Origin of the sequence: Catenuloplanes nepalensis (assembly GCF_030811575.1) — a bacterium.
Lineage (GTDB): Bacteria > Actinomycetota > Actinomycetes > Mycobacteriales > Micromonosporaceae > Catenuloplanes > Catenuloplanes nepalensis.
This window is the reverse complement of record NZ_JAUSRA010000001.1, coordinates 3840101-3863314: the sequence shown is the minus strand read 5'-3', so window position 1 is coordinate 3863314 and position 23214 is coordinate 3840101. Positions and strand designations below refer to the sequence as shown.

Sequence of the window (23214 nt, the reverse complement as noted above, 5' to 3'; positions counted from 1 at the left end):
GTCATTCGGGCGATCTTCGCCTTGCCTGGTCAGGCATAACTTGAATCGCGTTTTCGATTCAGACTGGATCCATGCAAAGCTTCACTGGTCGCTGATGATCCAACCACCATCCGTATTCGCCGGTCGGCGAGTCGGACCGTCGCAACTACCGGAGGAAAAGTGGCGAACATCGATACCGCGCTGAAGGATGCGATGTCGATCGACGGAGCCATCGCTGTCGCGCTCGTCGACTACACCAGCGGGCTGACGCTCGGCGTGATGGGTGGCGGACCTGGCATGGACGTGACGATCGCGGCCGCCGGCAACACCGACGTGGTCCGCGCCAAGCTGCGCACCCTGGAGATGCTGGGCCTGCCGGACGGCATCGAGGACATCCTGATCACCCTGGACACCCAGTACCACCTGATCCGTCTGCTCCAGCCGCGCCGTCAGGGCGAGGCGCTGTTCATGTACCTGGCGCTCAGCAAGAGCCGTGCCAACCTCGGCATGGCCCGCCACCAGCTCAAGCGCATCGAGGCCGAGCTCGAGGTCTGAGCCGTGCCCGACGGCCAGGCCGTGATCGGTAGATCGCGGGGGTGACGCCGCGGTGGCACACCGTGGTGCGGAGAAAAGGAAAGCAGTGGCAGAACGAAGCCTGTCCCAGATCGTCACCGACACGGTCCGGGACTTCCGGAACCAGGTACCCGAGTGCATCGCCTCGGGCTGGGTCGACATGTCGACCGGCATGCTACTGGTGGCGGACACGCTCGACGACCACCCGACGGAGGTCCTCGACCTCCTCGCGGCCGCGACGTTCGACCTCTTCCAGGGCCGCAACGTCACGATGATCGAGGACATCTGGAAGCAGCAGCGCGGCACGCTCGGCGACGACCGTCACTACTTCCAGGAAATCCTGATCAACAGCGACAACCTCGTTCACCTGTTCATGCGCAGCGCGTCGAACCAGGACCTGGTCGCGGTCATCGTCTGCCGCCGTCAGGTCAACATCGGCATGCTCTTCGCGCAGGCCCGCATGGTGATGAAGCAGGTCGAAACCGGCTTCGCCGCCGTCTGACCCGGTTCCGGCCGGCCCGCGGGCCGGCCGGTGCGGGGACTCACTTCTCACACCCGGGGTTCGCGACGGTACGCGGGCCCCGGTACTCGGCTGTGCACCGGGTCGCAATGCGGGGGAACGACGTGCCGGTCACGGCGATGACAATCTGTTTCACGGACGCGGGACGGCGATGGCGATGATGGACCCGGCGGACGTGGGCGGGGCGGGCGACCACCCGATACGCGCGCTCGCCGACGCGCTGCACATTCCCGGAGCCCGTCGCGTCACGCTCGTCGCGGAGGGCGCGAGCGCGCCGGCCTGGTCGTCCACGCCCGGCGGGCCGGACGAGCCGATCGAGGGCGCGGCGACGGTCGCGGTCGTGATGGTGCAGGCGGCGCGCGAACTGCTCCGGCTGACCGCCGGCGGCGACGTCGACGACCTGCTGCTGACCAGCGGCGACTACTTCCACGTGCTGCGCCTGATCGAGCGGCCCGGCCGGGGCGCGGAGATCGTGCACCTCACGCTGCAGCGCTCCGCCGCGAACCTGGCGATGGCCCGTCACGAGTTCCGCCGCGCCGCCGCGGTCTACCGCGACGGCCCCTACGCGATCGGCTCCACCGTCGGCCCGGCCGGCCTTCCCATGCCCCCGGCCACGCCACCTGCGCCGGTCCCGGCACCGGTCGACGCCGAGGTGGCGCCGCAGGTCATCGACGCTGAGCCGATCGATCTGGCCTTCGAGCCGGGCCCGTCGGCTGAGATCGTGGCCGGCGAGCCGTTCGAGGACGTCGTCGAGCGCGGTCAGGCCATCGGCGTCGCGACGGTGGTGCCGATGGCGGACGCCGAGCTGGAGCCGCCGCCGGCACCGCCCGCGCACGTCTTCCCGGACTTCGCGCCGCCACCGCCCGCCGACGTCCCGCTGCTGCCCCCGGCGGAGGCGCCGGACTTCGCGTACCCGCCGGATCTCGGTGTTGATCCGTTCGGGACGGACCCGTTCCCGCCCGCGCCGCCCGGCTTCGAGCCGCTGCGGCCACGCCCGGACCCGGAATCGTCTCCCTACGGCCAACGGCGCCGCCCCGGCGCGTTCCTCGAGGCTCAGGCCGCGGAGGACGCCGCGGTCGAGGCCACCCAGGAGGCTGCCGCCTACGCCGCCGAGGACGCGGCCGCGCGCGCCGTGCTGGAGGCTGGCTACGCCGCCGGCTACCAGGAACCGGACGCGGCCTGGCCCGGTTATGTGCCGCCGGGCGTGGACTTCCCGGTCAGCGGGCCGCCGCCCTATCCGCAGCCCGCGGAGGTCCCGCCGGAGGCGCCCTGGCCAGGGGAGACGATGCCCACGTCCGCCCCCACGGGCCCGCCGCCCGGGGATACCCTCGAGTTCGCCGACACGGTCGGCCCCGATGACGCGGTGGAGCTGCTGCCGCGCCGCACCGCCCGGGAGGCGCCGGTGCCGGAGCCCGACCCGGGCCCGGAGCTGCTGGCCGAGACCCTGGAGGGTGAGGCGCCGTCGCTGTTCAGCCTGCTGAATCAGCCGTTCTTCAACGACTCGCCGACCCTGGACCGGATCATGTCAGCGCTGCGGAATCTGTAGAGCGCGTAGATCCCCCGTTCGACGCCCACCTGCCGCCCGGAGAGAGACCGTGACGACCATGACCGCACCGCACGACCCGTACCACGCCGCTCGATCGGAGCTCGCCTCGCTGCGCACGCAGGTGACCGGCGTGAAGGGGAGCATCATCTCCGGCGTGGACGGGCTGCTGGTGCTGCACGACCTGCTGACCCAGGCGGAGCCGCACGACCTGGCCGCGCTGGCCGCCGCCGCGTACGGCATCGGCCGCACCTGCGGCGCCGCGCTCAACCAGGGCAACTTCAGCGAGTGCACGGTCCGCAGCCAGGGCGGGTACTTCGCGGTCTACGCGATCGGGGACCTGGCGCTGCTGGCCGTGCTCGGCGACGACGGCCTGAACGTGGCACGCCTGCACATCGAGGCCCGCGCGGTCGCGGCCCGGCTGGCGATGCAGCTCACCGCCCAGGCGATGCAGCAGAACCACCTCTGAGCCGCCCAGCGTTTTCATGCGCTTGTGCGCATAACGTAACGAACTCTTGACGTAGCGTGTCTAGCCCGATTGCATCGAGGTGGCTCCGTGCGAAGCGGCACGGGACCGTCGGGAGGTGCGACGTGGTCAACCTGATTCTGGGGAACTGTCCAGGTTCGTGGGGAGTGCGGTGGGCCGGGGCGGGACCGCGCCCGCCGTGGCGCCGTTTCCTCGACGAACTGGCCGGCGCCGGCTACGGCTGGCTGGAGCTGGGCCCGTACGGCTATCTGCCCACCGACCCGGCCCGTCTCAACGACGAGCTGGCCCGCCGTAGCCTGCGGGTCTGCGCCGGCACGGTGCACGGCTGCGGCGGTCTCTACCGGCCGGACGATTTCGGCGAGATCCTGGCCCGCACCCGGCGCGTGGCCGAGCTGGCCGCCGCGACCGGCGCGTACCACCTGGTGTTCGTGCCGGTCCCCGGCTACCGGGACGAGTTCACCGGCGCCTGGGCCGAGCCGGACAAACTGGACGACGACGGCTGGCGGGTGCTGGTCCGCACCGCCAGCGAGCTCGGCAAACACGTGCTGGGGGAGTACGGGCTGACGCTGTGCTTCCAGCCGCACGCGGACTCCCATGTGGAGACCGGCGCGCAGATCGGCCGGTTCCTGGCCGAGACGGATCCGGCGTACGTGTCGCTCTGCCTGGACACCGGCCACCACGCCTACGCCGGCGGCGACCCGGCCGGGCTGATCGCCGAGCACCCGGACCGGATCGGCTGCGTGCACGTCAAGCAGGTCGACGCCCGGGTGGCCATCCGGGCACGGCGGGAGTCCCTCTCCTACGGCCAGGCGGTCACGCTCGGCGCGGCCTGCGAGCCCCCGTACGGCCTGCCCGACCTGCCCCCGGTGATGACCGCACTGCGCGAGCGTGGCCGGGACGCGTTCGTGGTGGTCGCGCACGAGCCGCCGCCCGGCGTCGAGGACCCGGCCGACATCGCCGCCCGCACCCGCGAATATCTGCTGTCCTGCTGACCGAAGCCGCGGTGATCCGGGCGTCCCCGAGGCCGTCCGAACGACCCGGGGGCGTCCAGGTCACAGGAGGCCGGGCAGCGACACGAACTGGCCTTCCTCCGGCACCTTGATCCGTTCGCGGACCCGGGTGCCGGTCACGACCAGCTGGGCGGTCAGGCCGGGCATCCGCACGTCGAGCCGTGCGGGCCGGCCGGCCGCGGTCAGCGTCAGGTCGAACGCGGTGTGCGGCGAGTCGGCGACCAGTTCGGCCCGCCGCAGCGCCGCGGTCAGGTCCGGGCCGGGCGTCCAGCCGGCCAGCCGGTACCGGACACCGCCGTCCATGGTCCGCGCGACGACCGCCGTCCGTGCGCCGGTCACGTCCAGCCAGACGAAGGGATCGACCTCCGGCAGGGGTACGGCCGCGCCCGACCGCCAGTAGTAGGTGTTGCGGTCGTCGCCGTGCAGCGCCACCCATTCGAACCCGCGGAAGGTCTCGGTCATCGAGTCGAGGTAGCGGACGCCGCCCGCGTCGACCACGCTGACCGCGTCGATGATCCGGCCCTCGTCGCTGGCGGTGCCGTCCACCGACCAGATCGCGTCGACGCCGCCGAGCGTGCGCATCACGCCGGTCCAGCGCACGGTCCGCTCCGGCAGCCGCACGTCGAACGTCGCCCGGTACGACCCGTCGCGCAGCAGCCCGGCCGTGCTGTGGAACTCCGCGACCACCTGCGCGACGGTCGGGCCGGGTGCCCGCGGCGCGGCACACCCGGTGAGCAGGAGTGCGCTCAGGAGAAGCGCCGGGAGTCGCACGCGCCGAGCCTAACGGCGCGGACCGCCGATGCCGAGGAGGCGGGTGACCGGCCGCGCGTCACCCGAGGGGGCGATTGTCCCGGTTTTACGGGCGCCTGACCTGCCAAAACTCCGCAGAGTGCCGCACACTCGACCCGTGGTGAACTCTCGCCGCCCAGCCGTACGAGCGGGCGTGCTCTTCATGATCAGTATGGGCCTCTGGGCCTGCGCGGGCTGCGCCTCGACCGGCCCGGCCGACAGGAGCGAGGCCGAGCTTCCGGCGCGCTCGCACTGCACGCCGCTCTCCGGCGACCCGCTGCCGTCCATGTGCTCCCCGCACGGCTACACCACGTCCACCGCCTCCGGCCGCGCCCATCCGCCCGATCACGCGCCCGGCCACCCGCCCGCGGCGCCGCGCGACACCCGGGTGAACCGCGATTCCCCAGCGGCCGCGCCCCCGGCGGACCGGCAGGTGACCGGCGGGACCGTGCCGGCCACGACCGACGAGCCGGTGTCGCCGGAGCTGATGCCGGAGGCACCGTTCTCCGCCTGGGGCGTGCCCGTCCCGTGGCTGCCGGAGACCACCGCGCCGGCCGACACCCCGCCGGTCGTGCTGGAGCACGCCACGGATCCCGGCGCGCCGGCCGCACCGCCGGTCGCCGAGGAGCCGATCACGCGGTACGAGCAGGCGGTGCCGGCCGAGCCGGAGCCCACGCCGTCCGGCACTCCGGTGGAGGCTGCCCTGGATGCCTGATCCCGTCCTGCCGGCCCAGCCCTCCCGGCCCGCCGGGCCGGTCTCCGAGCCCACTGCCGCGCCGGTCCCGGCGAGTGCCACGCCGGCCGGGGCGAGTGCCGGGCCGGATCCGGCGGGGGAGAGCGTGCGGGCCGGCCTGGTCTGGGGCGGCGCGATGTGGCGGGTGGCCGGCACCGTCGCCACCCAGACGGCGCTGATCAGCGCGATCCTCTACTACTTCGGCACGATCCGGCTGCGGGCCACGTTCGACTACTTCGGCGTGGACGCGTCCGCGCTCGGCTTCTCCGTCGCCGACTACCTGATCCACAGCGTGAACGCCGCGTTCCAGCCGCTGATCTTCGCGGGGCTGGCCGTGCTGCCCGCGCTCACGCTGCACCGCCGGATCGTGGTCCCGGTGCTGCGCGGCACCGCCACGGCCCGGCGAGTCCGCTGGGTCCGGCGGGTCGCCCGGGGCTGCCGTACCGCCGGGATCGGGGGTGGTCTGCTCGTCGCGGCCGGCCTGCTGGACCGCGGCGACATCGGCCAGCCGCTCGGCATCGGCCTGCCGCTGATCCTGGCCGCGTCGGTCGCGCTGCTCGCCTACGGGCACGTGCTGCGCGACCGCCCGGACCAGCCCGAGGAGGCCGCCATCCCGGCCCAGCTGCGCAGCCTGGCCCTGACCGTGCTCGCGGTCGCCGGGCTGCTCTGGGCCACCGGCCTGTACGCGCAGCGGATCGGCCGCGACTACGCCCGCTACCTCGCGGCGAACCTGGACGCGCGCCCGCAGGTGGTGCTCTACGCGCCGGAGCGGCTCGCGATCGCGGGGGACGGCGTCGCGTCGCAGGACCTGGGGGAGCAGGCCGGGCGCTACCGGATCCGCTACTGGAACCTGCGGCTGCTCGCCCAGCGCAACGACCTGCTCCTTCTGCTGCCGGACTCGTGGCGCCCCGGGAACGGCCCGGTCTACGTCGTGCCGGCCGCCGACACCCGCCTCGACCTCACGGTGCCGCCTCGATCTACACTTCCCGACTCGTGACCCCTCGTAGCAGTCTGCGGCTCGCCGCCGTTCTCCTCGCCCTCGTCCCGGCCGTGGCCGCCTGCGCCGCCGGCCCCGAGGAGGCGGGCCCCGCCCCCTCCGGTTCCTCCTCCGCATCATCGGCCGCGGTGCCCGGCGTGGCCGAGGCCGCCCGGGTCGGTGCCGCGGACAGCGGGTGCGCGCTGCCCGTGTCGTTCGGTATCGCGGCGTCCTGGACGCCGAAGGCGGTCGACCTCTCCGGCCTGGACGCGGAGACTGCCGCGGCGCTCGGCAAGGGCGGCATGGTCCCGGCCTGCGAGATCGACGCCAAGCCGGCCGGAAACATCGGCTTCATCCGCGTCTACACCGGCGAGCACGGCGACCTGCGGGCCACGCTGACCTCCTTCGCCGGTGCGGACGCGCAGGCGCCGGCGTTCACCGAACTGCAGATCGGTGGCGTGCCGGCGGCGGAGATCACCTACACGTCGAAGAGCGCGCTCGACGGTACGGTCGAGCAGGAGGCCGCGTTCGCGGTGGACACCCCGAAGGGCGTCGTCGTGGTCGCGCTGGACTCGTTCGACGACGAAGAGCACGCGGCCATGCTCCCGGCGTACGAGCTGGCGAAGTCGAGCCTGACCGTCAACTGATCAGCAGCGCGCCGCTCCCCGGGCCACGCACGCGTCGCGCGCCTGGGAGCGGTTGCGCAGCTCCGCCGTACCCCCGCGGCTGCTCATGATCTTTCCGCCCTTGTCCCAGTGCCGGGAGAGCCCGTCGGTGTGCGGTGGTTCGGGTGTGAGCCGGTGTGCCGCCGATAAGCTCAAGATCGTTTCTGTTCTCAGCTTTGAGGAGCACAGCCCATGGCCCGCGCGCGGCTCACCCTCGACCCGGCGTTCACGATCGGTGCCGTCCGGCGTCGGCTGTTCGGCGGCTTCGTCGAACACCTCGGCCGGCACATCTACGACGGCATCCACGAGCCGGGCCACCCGAGCGCCGGCCCGGACGGGTTCCGCCGCGACGTGGTCGAGCTGGTCAAGGAGCTGGGCGTCTCCGCGATCCGCTACCCCGGCGGCAACTTCGTCTCCGGCTACAACTGGGAGGACGGCGTCGGCCCGGCCGCGGACCGCCCTCGCCGCCTCGACCTCGCCTGGCACTCCACCGAGACGAACCAGGTCGGCCTGCACGAGTTCCAGACCTGGCTCGACCTGGTCGGTTCCGAACTCGTGCTCGCGGTCAACCTCGGCACCCGCGGCGTCGCCTCCGCCATCGAACTGCTGGAATACACGAACATCCGCACGGGTACGGCACGCACCGCACTGCGCGCGGCCAACGGCCGGACGGAACCGTTCGACGTGCGGATGTGGTGCCTCGGCAACGAGATGGACGGTCCCTGGCAGCTCGGCCGCCGCGACGCCGAGGACTACGGCAGGCTCGCCGCGATGACCGCGAACGCGATGCGCCAGATCGACCCGGGCCTCGAACTGGTGGTCTGCGGCTCGTCCGCCCGCACCATGCCCACGTTCGGCTCCTGGGAGCGGACCGTTCTCGAGCACACCTACGACGAGGTCGACTACATCTCCTGCCACGCCTACTACGAACCGGTCGACGGTGACTACGCCAGCTTCCTCGCGTCCGGCACCGACATGGACGCGTTCATCGACGCGGTCGTGGCCACGGCCGACCACGTGCGCGCGGTCAAGCGCACCGACAAGCGCATCGACGTCTCGTTCGACGAGTGGAACGTGTGGTACGCCTCCCGCTGGAACGCGATCGAGGACGACCTGCCGATCGACCACTGGCCGGTCGCGCCGCGCCTGCTGGAGGACGTCTACTCCGTCGTCGACGCGGTCACGTTCGGCGGGCTGCTCATCTCCCTGCTCAACCACGCGGACCGGGTCACCTCGGCCAGCCTGGCCCAGCTCGTCAACGTGATCGGCCCGATCATGACCGAGCCCGGCGGCCCGGCCTGGCGTCAGTCCACGTTCTTCCCGTTCTCGCTGACATCCCGCCTGGCCCAGGGCGACGCGCTCCGGGTCCTGGTCGACGCGGACACCGTCCCGACCGCCAAGTACGGCGACGTACCGGTGGTGTCCGCGGCGGCCACGTCGTCCGGCACCGGCGTCTCCCTCTTCCTGCAGAACCGGCACCTCACCGAGCCCACGACGGTCACGGCCGACCTGCGCGGCTCCTCGATCGCCACGGTCACCGCGCAGGGCATCTGGGACGACGACATGCACGCGGTCAACACGCGGGCCGATCAGGACCGGGTCGGCCCGCGCACCAACGACTCGGCGCAGCTCTCGGACGGCACGCTCACCATCACGCTGCCACCGGTCTCCTGGACGGCGGTCTCACTGACCTGAACCCTGCGCGCCACCGGTGTGCGCCTGAGTTCCGGCGGGCCACCGGTGTGCGCCGGTGGCGCGGAGCGGGCTACACCCCGTCACGCAGCGGGTTGTCGGAGCGGCAGCGCCCTGACGACGAAGCCGGGTGGGCGTCGGGTTTGACCGGGCGTCAGGCGGGGAGGGGGACCGCGCTGCCGGTGACCGGGATACCGGCGGAGGGGCTGGTGGGGATGCCGACGGTCAGGACGCTGGGGCGGCCCATGTCGTACCCCTGGTGGATCGTGATGGTTGCCGGGGCCGGTCCGAGGGAGCGCAGGTAGCCGCCGAACGCCGCGGCGGCCGCGCCGGTGGCCGGGTCCTCGACGATGCCGCCGGGCGGGAACGGGTTGCGGGCGTGGAAGACGGTGTCCGACTCGCGGTGGACCAGCATGATCGTGGTCCAGTCGCGGCCGGCCATCAGCGCGGCGAGCGTGTCCAGGTCGTAGTCGAGCTTCGCCAGCCGGGCCCGGGTGCGGGCGGCGAGCACGGGGTGCCACGCCCCGGCGAACGCGGCCCGTGGCGGCAGCACCGGGTCGAGGTCGTCCCGGGACCAGCCGAGGATTTCGAGCAGCGGGTCCAGATCCTCGAGATCTGCGGTACGCGGTGCGACGCTGACCAGCGTCGCGGTACGGCCGGTGGTGGAGACCGCGACCAGCCCGGCGCGGGTGTGCAGGCGCAGCTGCCCGGGGCCGTGCCGGTCCGCGTGCGCGACCGCGGTGGCGATCGTGGCGTGGCCGCAGAACGGCACCTCGGCGAGCGGGCTGAAGTAGCGGACGTCGTGCTCGCCGTCCGGGCGGGGGATCAGGAACGCGGTCTCGGAGTAGCCGATCTCCGCGGCCACGGCCAGCATCTCGGGCTCGGTCGCCCCGGTGGCGTCGAGGACCACACCGGCCGGGTTGCCGCCGTTCGGGTCGTCGCTGAACGCGGTGTAACGCAGGATCTCCATGCCGCCGACGCTATGGCCGCCGGGAATCCGGGGTCGAGGTCCAATCCGCGACCCGCGGCCCTGGTGACGCTGGTGACGCTGGTCTTCTGCCGGGCGCCTCGACCCGGTGTTCTCTTTTCGCGTTTTTCGGCTCAGAGCACGTCCTCGCAACGCACCGTCTCGTCAAGCCAGACCCAACTCAACCCCGAAATCCGATTCAAGCGGTACGAATCAGGCGCCGCCCACGCCGAAAGGCGCGATAGATTTCCGACAATGGCGCATGTCGAGTATTTACCAGCTTGACGACCTGGATATCACAAAATTCGGGCACGGAGTGCCCGACATCTCGCGCCGGGCCGGGGGTTTCGCGCCGCGCTGGGGGTCTCGCGCCGCGCCGCGGATTTGTGCCGCGTCGCGGGTCTCGGGCTATGCCGGGGGTCTTGCGCCGCGCTGCGGGTCTTGCGCCGCGCGGGGTCTTGCGTCGCGCCGCGGGTCTTGCGCCGTGCCGCGGATTGTGCCGCGCCGCAGGTCTCGTGGTGCGATGGTGATCGCGTGGTCTTCTCCGGCACCGCGGAGAACCGGCTCCGAAGCCGGCCGGCAAGCGGAGCGCAGCGGAGTCTTGCCGACCGGCGAGGTTGGCCCGCGGGAGCAAACGGGCCGGACCACGCCGGAAGTGGGCAAATGACCTTGCCCTTCGTCTATTTTGCCCTTGGTCTGTCTTGTCCTTGGTTCATGAAGTCGGCCGCGCCGGTGGGGGAGCCGTGCTGGAGCGTTCGACCAGCCGCGTCGGCACCAGCGTGGTGCCCGGTGTCGTGCCCTCGTGCCGGATCTGGCGCAGGACCATCTGCACGCACCTCCGTCCCATCTCCGCGAAGTCCTGGTGCACCGTCGTCAGCGGCGGCAGGAAGTTGCGGGATTCCGGGATGTCGTCGAAGCCGACCACGCTGATCTCGCCTGGCACCGATCGCCCGCGCTCGTGGAACGCCCGCAGCAGGCCCAGCGCCATCTGGTCGTTGGACGCGAACACCGCCGTGCAGGACGGGTCGTCCGCCAGTCGCAGGCCGGCCGCGTAGCCGGAGTCCGCCGACCAGTCGCCGATCAGCGGTGCCGGTACCGGCGCGCCCGCCTCGGTCAGCACGGACCGCCAGGCCGCGGCCCGGCGTTCGCTGGAGAAGGACGCGGCCGGGCCGGTCACGTGGTGGACCGTGGTGTGCCCGAGTGAGAGCAGGTGTTTCACGGCCGCGCGGGCGCCGTCGGCCTGGTCGGTGTCGACCACCGTGTAGGTGTCGCCCGCGTCGGAGTCGACCACCACGACCTGTACGCCCGGCGGGAGCGTGATCCGAGTGGTGTCGAGCAGGTGGACCTCCATGATGACGATCGCGCCGTCGACCGCCAGCTCGCCGAGCCGGGTGAACGCGCCGAGCACGCCGTCCTGGGTGGGCGCGGCCACCGGGATGATGGTGATCGCGTACCCCTCGCGGGCCGCGTGGTTGGCGATCGCCTCGACCGTGCGGCTGTTGCCGGTGGTGGCCAGCGTGAACAGGATGACGCCGATGGTGCGGAACTCGCCGCGCTTCAGGGCCCGGGCCGCGCTGTTCGGGCGGTAGCCGAGCTCCTTCATGGCCGCGAGCACCTGCGCGCGGGTGGAGCCGACCACGCCGGGGTGCCCGGTGGAGACGCGCGAGACGGTCTGGGCCGAGACGCCCGCCAGCCGGGCCACGTCGGCCATCGAGACACCTCGCGTGCGCCGCCGGGGCGCGGTGCTCTCGGGATTCTCCGGGGTGAACAACCCTCACGCCTTCTCTTGACGAGCCGTAGACGTGGTGAAACTATCACCGCACGATGTTTACGTAAACATTGCGCTCCAGTGAAGCTCGTTATCGGATCGAAACACCTGACCCCCGGTTGAACGAGCTCGTTTGAGCTGTATGTTTGCGCAAACATAGCAGTGTTGCTAGGGGGTACATGGGATGACTACGGCGCAAGCGGCGCTTCCGAAGCCGCGCCGGCGGCGATCGTGGACCGGATGGCAGTTCGTGGGGCCGTTCATGGCCGTCTTCGCGCTGGTCTTCCTCGCTCCGATCGCATATTCGATCTACATCAGCCTGTTCAAGACGCGGCTGATCGGTGGCACCTCGTTCGTCGGGCTGGAGAACTACCAGCAGGCGCTGAGCGACCCGAACTTCTGGGACGGTCTGGGCCGGGTGGCGCTCTTCCTGGCGATCCAGGTGCCGATCATGCTGGGTCTCGCGCTGCTGGCCGCGCTCGCCATCGACAGTGGGCGGCTGCACGGCGCGGGCTTCTTCCGCATCACGATCTTCCTGCCCTACGCGGTGCCGGCCGTGGTCGCCGCGATCATGTGGGGCTTCATGTACGGCAACCAGTTCGGCCTGGTCGGCAACATCAACGAGGCCTTCGGGGTCGACATCCCGGCGCCGTTGGGTCCGGACTGGATCCTGGCCAGCATCGGCAACATCGTGACCTGGGAGTTCGTGGGTTACAACATGCTGATCTTCTACTCCGCACTGCGGGTCATTCCGGCCTCGCTCTACGAGGCCGCGGAGATCGACGGTGCCGGCCAGTTCCGGATCATCCGCTCGATCAAGCTGCCGGCCATCCGGGGCGCGCTCGTCATCGCCACGATCTTCTCGATCATCGGCAGCTTCCAGCTGTTCACCGAGCCGTCGATCCTGCAGAAGCTGGCGCCGAACGCGATCACCACGTTCTTCACGCCGAACTACTACGCGTACTCGCTGTCGTTCAACGGCCAGCAGTACAACTACTCGGCGACCATCGCGATCATCATGGGCCTGGTCACCATGATCATCGCCTATGTGATCCAGCTGCGCGGCATGCGGAAGGGGAGCTGAGCGATGACGACGCTCCAGGACGCGCCTGCCCAGAAGAAGCAGGCGCCGGGGAAGGTGCGGAAGTACAGCACCAGGCCGCGCAAGAGCATCACGCTGACGCTGGCCACCGGCATCATCCTGCTCTACAGCGTGGTGCCGCTGATCTGGCTGGTCATCAACGCGACCAAGAGCCGTGAGGGCCTGACCGACTCGTTCGGCCTGTGGTTCGCCGACGGCGAGTTCCTGCTCTGGGACAACATCGTCAGCACGCTGACGTACAACGACGGGATCTTCGGCCGTTGGTTCCTGAACACGCTGCTCTACGTGGTGGTCGGCGCGGGCGGTGCCACGTTCCTGGCCGTCCTCGGCGGCTACGGCCTGGCGAAGTTCAACTTCCCCGGCCGCGGCGCGGTCTTCGCGGTCGTGATCGGCGCGGTCGCGGTGCCCGGCACCGCGCTCGCGGTCCCCACGTTCCTCATGTTCAGCCAGATGGGCCTGACGGACACCCCCTGGGCGATCATCATCCCGTCACTGATCTCGCCGTTCGGCCTGTACCTGATGTGGACGTTCGCGAACGACGCGATCCCCACCGAGCTGCTGGAGGCGGCGCGAGTGGACGGATCGGGCGAGTTCCGCACGTTCTTCCAGGTCGGCATCCCGCTGCTGGCCCCCGGCATCGTCACGGTCCTGCTCTTCACCACGGTCGCGACCTGGAACAACTACTTCCTGCCGCTGATCATGCTGAAGGACCCGGACTGGTACCCGCTGACGCTCGGCCTGAACGCCTGGAACGCACAGGCGACGACGAACGGCGGCGAGGTCATCTTCCACCTGGTGATCACCGGATCCCTCCTCATGATCATTCCGCTGATCGCCGCATTCCTTCTCCTCCAGCGCTACTGGCAGTCGGGCCTGGCCGCCGGAAGCGTCAAAGAGTAATCCACGCAAGGGCACCGTTTCACCAGATCGGAAGGAACATCCAGCATGATGTACACCTCTCGGCGCAACCTCCTGCGCCTGGCCGGCGCGGTCGGTGTGGCCTCCGTGCTCGCGGCCTGCGGTGGCGGCGGCGACGACTCCGGCACCGGTGGCGAGACCGTCTCGGCGGACGACGTCACCAAGGCGCTCGAGGAAGGCGGCGAGCTGCTGATCTGGTCGTGGGACACCACGATCAAGCCGACCGCCGACGCGTTCATGGCCAAGTACCCCAAGGTCAAGATCGAAGTCGTCAACGCGGGTACGAACGCCGACCAGTACGTGGCGCTGCAGAACGCGCTGCAGGCCGGCAAGGGCGTCCCGGACCTCGCGCACATCGAGTACTACGCGCTGTCCCAGTTCGCGCTGCAGAAGCAGGTCGCGGACCTGACCGGCTTCGGCGCCCCGGCGTTGAAGGACAAGTTCGCCCCCGGACCGTGGAACGGCGTCACCCCCAACGGCGGCGTCTTCGGCCTGCCGCTCGACTCCGGCCCGATGGTGCTGTACTACAACGAGGAAGTCTTCAAGAAGCACAACATCGCGGTGCCGGCCACCTGGGACGAGTACTACGAGGCCGCGAAGAAGCTGCGCGCCGCGGACCCGAAGGTCTACATCGCCTCGGACTCCGGCGACGCCGGCACCACCACCTCGATGATCTGGCAGGCCGGCGGCAAGCCGTACACGGTCGAGGGCAACAACGTCACGATCAACTTCGCGGACGCCGGCGCGCAGAAGTACGCCGCGCTCTGGCAGAAGATGATCGACGAGAAGCTGCTGTCGAACATCTCCGGCTGGACCGACGAGTGGTTCCAGGCGCTGGGCAACGGCACGCTCGCCACCCTGGTCGTCGGCGCCTGGATGCCGAGCAACCTGGTCTCCGGCGCGCCGAACGGCGCCGGCAAGTGGCGCGTCGCCCCGATGCCGCAGTGGGAGGCGGGCGGCACCGCCACCGCCGAGAACGGCGGCTCCGCGATGTCGGTCATGGAGGCCTCGACCCGCAAGGCGCTCGGCTACGGCTTCCTGGAGTACCTGACCAACGGCGAGGGCGTGAAGACCCGCCTGGACAACGGCGCGTTCCCGGCCACCACGGCCGACCTGAACTCGCCGGAGTTCCAGGCCAAGGAGTTCGAGTACTTCGGCGGTCAGAAGATCAACGAGCTGTTCGCCCAGTCCTCCGCCAACGTGGTGCCGGGCTGGCAGTACCTGCCGTTCCAGGTCTACGCGAACTCCATCTTCAAGGACACGGCCGGCCAGGCGTACATCACGCCCACCAAGCTGGCCGACGGCCTGAAGGCGTGGCAGGACGCGTCCATCAAGTACGGCAACGAGCAGGGCTTCACCGTCAAGTAGGTCCCCTCGTGACACCCGCGCCGGGTCCTCGACGGGCCCGGCGCGGCCATGAACACCACCCACCACAAGGGAGCAACACACGTGGAACACCGGTGGCTTCGCTGGCCCTCTCCGGAGGCCGGGCCGCGGATGGCGTTCGGCGCCGACTACAACCCCGACCAGTGGCCGCGCGAGGTCTGGGATGACGACGTCGCCGCCATGCGCGAGGCCGGCGTCAACATCGTCTCGATCGCGATCTTCTCCTGGGCCCGGATCCAGCCGCACGCGGAGGCGTACGACTGGGCCTGGCTGGACGACGCGATGGACCTGCTGCACGCCAACGGCATCGCGGTCGACCTCGCCACCGCGACCGCGTCCCCGCCGCCGTGGCTGACCACGTCGCACCCGGAGATCCTGCCGGTCGACAACGCCGGTAACACGGTCTGGCCGGGTGCCCGCCAGCACTGGCGGCCCACCTCGCCGATCTTCCGCGAGTACGCGCTGAAGCTGGTCCGCGAGCTGGCCAAGCGCTACGCGAACCACCCGGCGCTGACCGCCTGGCACGTCAGCAACGAGCTGGGCTGCCACAACGTCTACGACTTCTCCGACGACGCGGCGCGCGCGTTCCGCACGTGGCTCAAGGCCCGGTACGGCACGATCGAGGCGCTCAACGACGCCTGGGCCACCGCGTTCTGGTCGCAGCGGTACAGCGCGTGGGGCCAGATCCTGCCGCCGCGCCAGGCCGCCAGCTACCCGAACCCGACGCAGCAGCTGGACTTCAAGCGGTTCAGCTCGGACGCGCTCAAGGAATACCTGGTCGCCGAGCGGGAGATCCTCCGCAGGATCACCCCGGACGTGCCGGTCACCACGAACTTCATGGTGATGGGCGAGACCAAGGGCATGGACTACGCCGACTGGGCGTCCGAAGTGGACTTCGTCTCCAACGACCACTACTTCTGGCCGGGTCCGCAGGGCCTGGACGAGCTGTCCTTCTCCGCGAACCTGACCGGCCACATCGCGGCAGGCCGCCCGTGGTTCCTGATGGAGCACTCCACCAGCGCGGTCAACTGGCAGCCGATCAACCTGGCCAAGCGGCCGGGCGAGCTGGGCCGGGACTCGCTGATCCACGTGGCGCACGGCGCGGACGCGGTCTGCTTCTTCCAGTGGCGCCAGTCCAGGGGCGGCGCGGAGAAGTACCACTCGGCGATGCTGCCGCACGCGGGCACGGACAGCGCGGTCTTCCGCGCGGTCGCCCAGCTGGGCAAGGACCTCAGGACCATTCAACCCGTCGCGGGTACGGATCAGGCGCCGTCGCGCGCGGCCATCCTCTTCGACTGGGACTCGTGGTGGGCCAGCGAGCTGGACTCGCACCCGACCGAGAAGCTGCGCTACCGGGCCGAGGCGCTGAACTGGTACACCGCGTTCCTCGCCAACGGCGTGCCTGTCGACGTGCTCCCGGCCGCGGCCGACCTGACCGGTTACGACCTGGTCGTGGCGCCGATCCTGCACGTGGTCCCGGGCGCGCTCGCGGCGCGCCTGGAGGCCTACGTGGCCGGCGGCGGTCACCTGGTCACCACGTACTTCTCCGGCATCGTGGACGAGAACGACCACATCTACCTGGGCGGCTACCCGGGCGCGCTGCGCGAGCTGCTCGGCATCCGGATCGAGGAGTTCGGCCCGCTGTACGAGGGTGACAGCGTCACGCTCGACGACGGCTCCGAGGGCACGCTCTGGACCGACCGGATCGACGTGGTGTCGTCCGACGTCGAGGTGCTGGCCTGGTACAAGACCGGTGAGCAGGCCGGCCGTGCCGCGATCACCCGGCGCACCGTGTCGGCCGGCGCGTCGGACGGCGCTCCCGGCGGCGGCGCGGACGGCACGGCGACCTACGTCTCCACCCGGCTCGGCCCGGAGGGGCTCACGCCGCTGCTGGCCGACCTGCTGCGCGCCGCGGGCATCACCAGCCCGCTGCCGGAGGAGGCCCGCGGGCAGGTGGAGCTGGCCATCCGTACCGGTGGGAACGAGGACTTCTGGTTCCTGATCAACCGGACCGACGTGCCGGTCGAGCTGCCCGGCGTCGAGGGCGAGGCGCTGCTCGGCAGCATCACGCCGTTGGCCCCCCGCGCGGTCGCGATCCTGCGCCGCGCTCGCTAGGTCGCCGACCCGCCGGCGACCTCCCGCCCTGGACCACGAGCCCTTGAGGGTGCCGCGGGGGCGGTGCGTGTGGACCCCGTGCGGGTGGGACCGGTTACAGCCCGGATCCGCCCGCGCGGACTGATGTCACGGCTCGGTCACCTTCCCTGCACGGGCGGTGGCCGGGCCGTGAGTGGTTTCCCCGCATCTAGCGCACCGACTTGTGAGAGCGCTCTCTGGCGTCCTAGAGTTCCGACCGGAACATCCGCGCGGGGACCCCGGTCCGCGCCGCGCGACGCCCACACCTTATACGGCCCGGGAGGCCATCCACCATGCAGACCGACCCCTCGGCTGTGCCGGATAAGACCGGAAAAAACAGTAAAAAAAGGTGGTTCCTGCTCGCGATTCCGGTGGCCGTCGCGGTCGTCGGCAGCGGCGTGCTCGTCGCCAGCGCGAACGCGGGAAGCAACCAGACGCCGATCCCCGGCGTGATCGAGGCCGAGTCCTACGCGGCCCACCACGGCGCGCAGACGGAGGGCACCAGCGACGCCGGCGGCGGCCGCAACGTCGGCTGGCTCAGCAACGGCGACTGGATGCGCTACGACAACGTCGACCTCGGTACGGCCGGTGGCGGCCTGACCGTCGAGGCGCGCGTGGCCTCGGCGAACACCGACGGCGGCAGCGTCGAGGTGCGCGCGGGCAGCCAGACCGGCGAGCTGCTGGCCGCGTTCCCGATCACCAGGACCGGCAACTGGCAGGACTGGGTGACCGGCACCGCGAACAGCCCGACCACGCTCAGCGGCAAGCAGACCGTCTTCGTCACCATGGCCAGCAAGAGCCGCAGCGACTTCGTGAACGTCAACTGGCTGCGGTTCACCCGGGTCAACGGCGGCGGCACCGCCACGCCCGGCACGACCGCGTCCGCCACGCCGTCCGCGACCGCGTCGGCCTCCGCCGGCCCGTCCCCGTCGGCGAGCGCGTCCGTGAGCGCGTCGCCCACCCCGACCGGCACCACGCCGCAGACCGGCACCGGCTGGGTCGTGATGGACCAGGCGAAGTGGGCGCAGGAGCTGGCCGCGTTCCGCGCGATCACGCCGAAGACGCCCAAGGAGCGGATGGTCCCGGAGTTCCACGCCTCCTGCAAGATCAGCCACACCAGGCCGGACGACCCGATCGTCTTCCCCGGCATGGCCGGCGCGTCGCACGACCACACGTTCTGGGGCAACAAGAGCACCGGCGCGGCCTCGACCGCGGAGTCGCTGTTCGCGAACAAGGCCACCACGTGCGAGCCGTCCACCCAGGACTTCTCCGCCTACTGGGTGCCCACGCTGCTCAAGGACAACAAGCCGGTCATGCCGAAGGAGGTCACGGTCTACTACGGCTCGCGCCTGAAGGACTACGCCGCGACCGTGCCGTTCCCGTCCGGCTTCCGCATGATCGCCGGTGACGCCAAGCAGCAGACCAGCACCGGCCAGAACAACCAGTTCTGGTGCGCCGGCAACGGCGGCGAGACCGGCCGCACCGCAGACGGCGAGTGGCCGGTCTGCGCGCCGACCGCGGAGCTGATCCGCCAGCTGACCTTCCCGGACTGCTGGGACGGCGTGCACCTGGACAGCCCGGACCACAAGTCGCACGTCGGCCCGGCCGACAACACCGGAAAGTGCTCCGGCAAGTACCCGGTCGCGATCCCGTCGATCTCGTTCATGCTGCCGTACCCGCTGAACACCGACACCGAGGGCGTCAAGCTCTCGTCCGGCACCGGGTACTCCATGCACGGCGACTTCTTCAACGCGTGGGTGCCGGAAGCGCTGGCCGAGCGCGTGCGCAACTGCATCAACCAGCACGCGAAGTGCAACGCCCAGGGCAACTTCTGATCCGACGGTACGACGGGCGGGCCCCCTTTCCGGGGCCCGCCCTCGTATGTCAGGCGGCCAGCGCCATCGGGGCGCGAGCGGCCCGGTCCCCGCCGATCGCGTAGAGCTGCTCGAACGCGGCCACGGTGCGCTCCTCGTCGTGCTGCTCGGCCACGGCGCGGGCCCGGCGTCCCATCGCGGCCGCCAGGTCCGGGTCCTCCAGGAGCGTGACCAGGTGACCGGCGAGCGCGCGGGCGTCGCCCGGCGCGAACAGGAACCCGGTCTCGTCGTTGATCACCAGGTGTGGCAGCGCGGCCGCGTCCGCACCCAGCACCGGCCGGCCGCACGCCATCGCCTCCAGCGTCACCAGGCTCTGCAGCTCCGCGGTGCCGGGGTTGACGAACACCGTCGACGCCGCATACGCCGACGGCAGCTCCTCGTCGGGGACGAACCCGGCGAACCGCACCGAGTCCGCGATCCCCAGCTCAGCGGCGAGCGTGCGCAGCGCCCGGTCCTCCGCCCCGGTGCCGACCAGCAGCAGCTGCGAGCGGACCCGCCGGCGGACCGTGGCGAACGCGCGGACCAGCACGTCCAGGTTCTTCTCCGAGTCGAGCCGGCCGACGAACGCGACCGTGGGCACGTCCGCCAAGCCGTAGCGCAGGCGGAACCCGGCCGCGTCGCCGCCGGACCGGAACCGGGACAGGTCGATCCCGCACGAGATCGGCAGCACCGGGCCCGGGATGCCGGCCACCGTGGCCAGCGCGGCCGCGTACGGCGTCGGCGCGGTCACCACGTCCGCCCGGGCGAACACGCGCGCGGCGTCCCGCCAGCCCCACGCGTGCACCTGCTCCCGGCCGAACGGCAGGTAGTGGGTCAGGTTCTCCGGCATGAAGTGGTTCGTGGCGACCACGAAGATCCCGCGCTCGTGCGCGGCCGCGACCAGCGCCCGGCAGATCGGGAAGTGGCTCTGCACGTGCACCACGTCCGGGCGCACCTCGTCCAGGATCCGCCCGGCCACCCGGCGCAGCGCGACCGGCAGCGAGAACCGGAACTCCCGGCGCTGCCAGATCGGCAGCGACCGCACCCGGTGCTCGACTATCCCGGCGCCGTCGACCCGTCTGGAGCTGCTGTACCCGGTCGCGGGACTGACCACGTGCACCTCGTGACGCTCGTTCAGCGCGGCGGCCAGCCGTTGGGCGAAGTAGGAGGCGCCGTTGACGTGCGGGGCGTAGGTGTCGGCGCCGATGAGGATGCGCATGGGGTCTTCTCCCTGTTCGTGGTGAGGTCGCGATCGGAGGTCTGGCCGAGTTCGCGGTTCTGGCCGAGCTAGCGGGTCTCCGCGAACTCACGGGTCTCGGTGAGCTCGCGCGTCTCGGTGGGTTCGCCGGTTGCGGTGAGCTCGCGCGTCTCGGTGGGTTCGCCGGTTGCGGTGAGGTCGCGGGTCTCGGTGGGTTCGCCGGCCTCGGTGAGGTCGCGGCGCTTGGCGAGGTGGCGGAAGAGCCGGTTGAGGAGCAGGTGGGTGAGCAGGACCGGGCCGGCGACGGCCGCGGTGAGCAGCAGGAACCCGCCCGGCAGGTCCAGCAGGCCGGTGAGCCGCGTGCCGAGCAGCGCGCCCGCGCCGATCAGCACGGCGGCGCGCACCGCGGACCCGGCCGTCACCCAGGCCGCGAACCGGCGGTACGGGATGCGCGCGACGCCGGCCGCGACGAACGCGGGCATGGCCAGCACGTCGACGAGCTTCGCGGTGATGACCAGGCGCGGCAGCGAGCGGGTGACCCCGGCCGCGCGCCGCGACGTGAACCCGATCCGGGCCAGCAGCGCCGACACCCGCGGGTGCCGCGACCACCGGCCGGCCAGATAGAGCAGGCTGTCACCGGCCACGTCCGCGAGCACGACGATCCCCCAGACCGGCAGGAACCGGGCAGCGCCGGCCCCGACCAGCGAGCCGGCGGCCACGGTCGCCGCCGGCCCTTCGACCAGCACCAGCGGGCCGATCCAGGTGTACGTATCCATGGCGTCCACTCTCGGACCCGAGGGCCCTCGGGTGCGTCCGCCCGGGGAGCCACGACTCCCGTAGGGGTTCGGATGGGCCTGCGGGGTGATGCTCGGGGTGATTCCGCTAGGTAGCGTTCCGACTGTGAACGGGGTGTCGCGACAGTGGTGGCTGGTCGTCGGGTCGTTGGCCGGCATGCTGCTGGTCGGGACCGCGACCGTGATGACCGACGTCTACGACGTGCCGCTGCTGGTCTCGTGGGGCGCCGCGACCGCGCAGTGCGCCGCGCTCGCGCTCACCCTGGCCCGGCCGCGCGTCGCCACCGTGCTGCAGCTCGTGGCCGTGGCCGTGTTCGCGTTCGCGCAGGAGGGCTCGGCCGGCATCTGGCCGTTCCAGCCGCCGGTGATGCTCACGATGGTCGCGCACGTCGCGCTGATCGGGCTGCGCTGGCCGTGGCGCGAGGCCGTGGTGATCTGGTGGATCAGCGCGCTCTTCGGCATCGTGCTGGCCACGGTCGACCCGCGCGGCCGGACGATCGAGGTCGGCGACACCGCGCTGATCACCTATGCGACGAACTCGGTGATGGTGCTGTTCGGCACGATCGCCTGGCGGCAACGCGGCGCGGTCCGCCGGGAGCTGGCCCAGGCCCGCCGGGACGTGGAGCTGGAGCAGGCGCAGCGGGCGCTGGTCGAGGAGCGCAACCGGATCGCGCGCGAGCTGCACGACGTGGTCGCGCACAGCATGTCGGTGATCCACATGCAGGCCACGTCCGCGGTGTACCGGTGGCCGGACATCGACCCGGAGCCGCGCGCGGAGTTCGGCCGGATCGCGGCCGGCACCCGGGCCACGCTGCGCGAGATGCGCGCGCTGCTGGCGCTGCTGCGCGACGAGAGCGCGGACAGCGAGCAGCGGCCGATGCCGGACCTGCGCGACCTCGGCGAGCTGGCCGAGTCCGCGCGCCGCGGCGGCGTGCCGGTGACGCTGGACGTGGCCGGTGAGCCCGGGGACGGGACCGTGGGCCTGGTGGCGTACCGGATCGTGCAGGAATCGCTGAGCAACGTGATCCGGCATGCGCCGGGCGCGCAGACCCGGGTCCGGGTCGCGGTCGACGGCGCCGACCTGCTGGTCGACGTGGTCAACGGGCCACCGGCCGCGCTGCCCCGGATGATCGAGGAGCCGGCCCGCGCCGGGCACGGCCTGGTCGGCATGCGCGAGCGCGCCCGGCTGGCCGGTGGGTGCGTGCGGACCGGCGCCCGGCCGGACGGCGGTTACCAGGTCACCGCGCGGCTTCCACTCTCCGAGGACCCGGCCGGATCGGCCACCGGTCCGGCGGGCAAGGCGGGCTCGGCAGGTCCGGCGGGTCCGGCGGGCAAGGCGGGCTCGGCGGGTTTGGCGGGTCTGGCGGGCAAGGCGGGTTCGGCAGGCCCGGCGGGCAAGGCGGGTTCGGCAGGTCTGGCGGGCGCGGCCGGGACGGTCGTCGAGGAAGGCAGCGCATGATCCGGATCCTGATCGCGGACGACCAGCCGATGATCCGCTCCGGCGTCCGGGTGATCCTGGAGTCCCAGCCGGACCTGACCGTGGTCGGCGTCGCGGCGAACGGCCGGGAGGCGATCGAGCGCTGCCGCGCGCTGCGCCCGGACGTGGTGCTGATGGACGTGCGCATGCCGGAGCTGGACGGGCTCGCCGCGACCCGGGAACTGCTCGGCGCGGGCGAGCCGGCGCCGCGGGTGCTGATGCTGACCACGTTCGACATCGACGACTACGTGTACGAGGCGCTGCGCGCGGGCGCGAGCGGCTTTCTGCTCAAGGACAGCGAGCCGGAGGAGCTGATGCGCGCGGTCCGGGTGGTGGCGCGCAGCGAGTCGCTGCTGGCCCCCACGATCACCCGCCGCCTGATCGAGAACTTCCTCGACTCCCGCCCGCCGGAGCCCGCGTCGAGCCCGGCGCTGGACTCGCTGACCGACCGGGAGCGTGAGGTGCTGCGGCACATGGCCATGGGCATGTCGAACGCGGAGATCGCGAAGGCGCTGTTCATCGCGGAGCAGACCACGAAGACCCACGTCAGCCGGATCCTGAACAAGCTCGGCCTGCGCGACCGGGTGCACGCCGTGGTCTTCGGCTACGAGAACGGCCTGGTTACTCCGGGTCGCCGTTGATCTTTTCGCA

At 71.5% G+C, this 23214-nt stretch carries 22 protein-coding genes; 16 read left to right on the top strand and 6 right to left on the bottom strand.

Annotated elements, in window-relative coordinates:
- Positions 1-159: 159 nt before the first annotated feature.
- From J2S43_RS16515 to J2S43_RS16495, 5 genes are all read left to right on the top strand, one after another.
- Complete coding sequence (locus J2S43_RS16515) at positions 160-534, top strand: roadblock/LC7 domain-containing protein (RefSeq protein WP_306830111.1); 375 nt, start codon at positions 160-162, stop codon at positions 532-534.
- A gap of 85 nt (positions 535-619) precedes the next feature.
- The gene (locus J2S43_RS16510; RefSeq protein ID WP_306830109.1) at positions 620-1054 is read left to right on the top strand and encodes a hypothetical protein; all 435 of its coding nucleotides are present in this window, start codon (positions 620-622) and stop codon (positions 1052-1054) included.
- Positions 1055-1223: 169 nt separating this feature from the next.
- Positions 1224-2618: a hypothetical protein gene (locus tag J2S43_RS16505; protein WP_306830107.1), complete on the top strand. Its 1395-nt coding sequence runs from the start codon at positions 1224-1226 to the stop codon at positions 2616-2618.
- A 58-nt stretch (positions 2619-2676) separates the two neighbouring features.
- Positions 2677-3084 (top strand): roadblock/LC7 domain-containing protein, encoded by a 408-nt coding sequence (locus tag J2S43_RS16500; protein WP_306830105.1) that lies wholly within the window; start codon positions 2677-2679, stop codon positions 3082-3084.
- A 122-nt stretch (positions 3085-3206) separates the two neighbouring features.
- Positions 3207-4094, top strand: a complete 888-nt coding sequence (locus tag J2S43_RS16495; protein ID WP_306830103.1) for a sugar phosphate isomerase/epimerase family protein — start codon at positions 3207-3209, stop codon at positions 4092-4094.
- A gap of 60 nt (positions 4095-4154) precedes the next feature.
- Here J2S43_RS16495 and J2S43_RS16490 read toward each other — a convergent pair whose 3' ends face one another.
- Positions 4155-4883, bottom strand: a complete 729-nt coding sequence (locus tag J2S43_RS16490; RefSeq protein ID WP_306830101.1) for a hypothetical protein — start codon at positions 4881-4883, stop codon at positions 4155-4157.
- 181 nt (positions 4884-5064) lie between these two features.
- On the opposite strand from J2S43_RS16490, the gene J2S43_RS16485 reads away from it, so the two are divergent.
- From J2S43_RS16485 to J2S43_RS16475, 3 genes are read left to right on the top strand one after another with little or no spacing between them, the layout of a single operon-like run.
- Positions 5065-5616, top strand: a complete 552-nt coding sequence (locus tag J2S43_RS16485; protein ID WP_306830099.1) for a hypothetical protein — start codon at positions 5065-5067, stop codon at positions 5614-5616.
- Positions 5609-6631: a hypothetical protein gene (locus J2S43_RS16480; protein WP_306830096.1), complete on the top strand. Its 1023-nt coding sequence runs from the start codon at positions 5609-5611 to the stop codon at positions 6629-6631. Before J2S43_RS16485 ends, J2S43_RS16480 begins: the two co-directional genes overlap by 8 nt.
- The gene (locus tag J2S43_RS16475; RefSeq protein ID WP_306830094.1) at positions 6628-7257 is read left to right on the top strand and encodes a lipoprotein; all 630 of its coding nucleotides are present in this window, start codon (positions 6628-6630) and stop codon (positions 7255-7257) included. The genes J2S43_RS16480 and J2S43_RS16475 overlap by 4 nt, the downstream gene beginning before the upstream one ends.
- Here J2S43_RS16475 and J2S43_RS16470 read toward each other — a convergent pair whose 3' ends face one another.
- The gene (locus J2S43_RS16470) at positions 7258-7431 is read right to left on the bottom strand and encodes a hypothetical protein (protein ID WP_306830092.1); all 174 of its coding nucleotides are present in this window, start codon (positions 7429-7431) and stop codon (positions 7258-7260) included.
- Between the two features lie 36 nt (positions 7432-7467).
- Between J2S43_RS16470 and arfA the strand changes: the two genes are divergently transcribed.
- Complete coding sequence (gene arfA / locus J2S43_RS16465; RefSeq protein WP_306830090.1) at positions 7468-8970, top strand: arabinosylfuranosidase ArfA; 1503 nt, start codon at positions 7468-7470, stop codon at positions 8968-8970.
- Positions 8971-9121: 151 nt separating this feature from the next.
- On the opposite strand, the gene J2S43_RS16460 is transcribed toward arfA, so the two are convergent.
- Positions 9122-9937 carry a PhzF family phenazine biosynthesis protein gene (locus tag J2S43_RS16460; RefSeq protein WP_306830088.1) on the bottom strand — a complete coding sequence of 272 codons (816 nt, stop codon included), beginning with the start codon at positions 9935-9937 and terminating at the stop codon, positions 9122-9124.
- Between the two features lie 709 nt (positions 9938-10646).
- Entirely contained in the window at positions 10647-11645 is a 999-nt protein-coding gene (locus J2S43_RS16455) for a LacI family DNA-binding transcriptional regulator (protein WP_306830086.1), read from the bottom strand.
- Positions 11646-11886: 241 nt separating this feature from the next.
- On the opposite strand from J2S43_RS16455, the gene J2S43_RS16450 reads away from it, so the two are divergent.
- The 5 genes from J2S43_RS16450 (at position 11887) to J2S43_RS16430 (ending at position 19076) form a co-directional block, all read left to right on the top strand.
- Complete coding sequence (locus tag J2S43_RS16450; RefSeq protein ID WP_306830085.1) at positions 11887-12786, top strand: carbohydrate ABC transporter permease; 900 nt, start codon at positions 11887-11889, stop codon at positions 12784-12786.
- Between the two features lie 3 nt (positions 12787-12789).
- Complete coding sequence (locus J2S43_RS16445) at positions 12790-13704, top strand: carbohydrate ABC transporter permease (RefSeq protein ID WP_306830084.1); 915 nt, start codon at positions 12790-12792, stop codon at positions 13702-13704.
- A gap of 45 nt (positions 13705-13749) precedes the next feature.
- The gene (locus J2S43_RS16440; protein ID WP_306830081.1) at positions 13750-15090 is read left to right on the top strand and encodes an ABC transporter substrate-binding protein; all 1341 of its coding nucleotides are present in this window, start codon (positions 13750-13752) and stop codon (positions 15088-15090) included.
- 81 nt (positions 15091-15171) lie between these two features.
- On the top strand, positions 15172-17223 hold the full coding sequence (locus J2S43_RS16435) for a beta-galactosidase (RefSeq protein WP_306830079.1): 2052 nt from the start codon (positions 15172-15174) through the stop codon (positions 17221-17223).
- Between the two features lie 389 nt (positions 17224-17612).
- Entirely contained in the window at positions 17613-19076 is a 1464-nt protein-coding gene (locus J2S43_RS16430; protein ID WP_306830077.1) for a DUF1996 domain-containing protein, read from the top strand.
- A 49-nt stretch (positions 19077-19125) separates the two neighbouring features.
- On the opposite strand, the gene J2S43_RS16425 is transcribed toward J2S43_RS16430, so the two are convergent.
- Both J2S43_RS16425 and J2S43_RS16420 read right to left on the bottom strand, forming a co-directional pair.
- A complete protein-coding gene (locus J2S43_RS16425; protein ID WP_306830075.1) occupies positions 19126-20313 on the bottom strand; it encodes a glycosyltransferase in 1188 nt (395 codons plus the stop codon).
- A gap of 68 nt (positions 20314-20381) precedes the next feature.
- Positions 20382-21068 (bottom strand): DedA family protein, encoded by a 687-nt coding sequence (locus J2S43_RS16420; RefSeq protein ID WP_306830074.1) that lies wholly within the window; start codon positions 21066-21068, stop codon positions 20382-20384.
- A 124-nt stretch (positions 21069-21192) separates the two neighbouring features.
- Between J2S43_RS16420 and J2S43_RS16415 the strand changes: the two genes are divergently transcribed.
- Positions 21193-22545 carry a sensor histidine kinase gene (locus J2S43_RS16415; RefSeq protein ID WP_306830072.1) on the top strand — a complete coding sequence of 451 codons (1353 nt, stop codon included), beginning with the start codon at positions 21193-21195 and terminating at the stop codon, positions 22543-22545.
- Complete coding sequence (locus J2S43_RS16410; protein ID WP_306830071.1) at positions 22542-23204, top strand: response regulator; 663 nt, start codon at positions 22542-22544, stop codon at positions 23202-23204. Before J2S43_RS16415 ends, J2S43_RS16410 begins: the two co-directional genes overlap by 4 nt.
- Positions 23205-23214 lie beyond the last annotated feature (10 nt).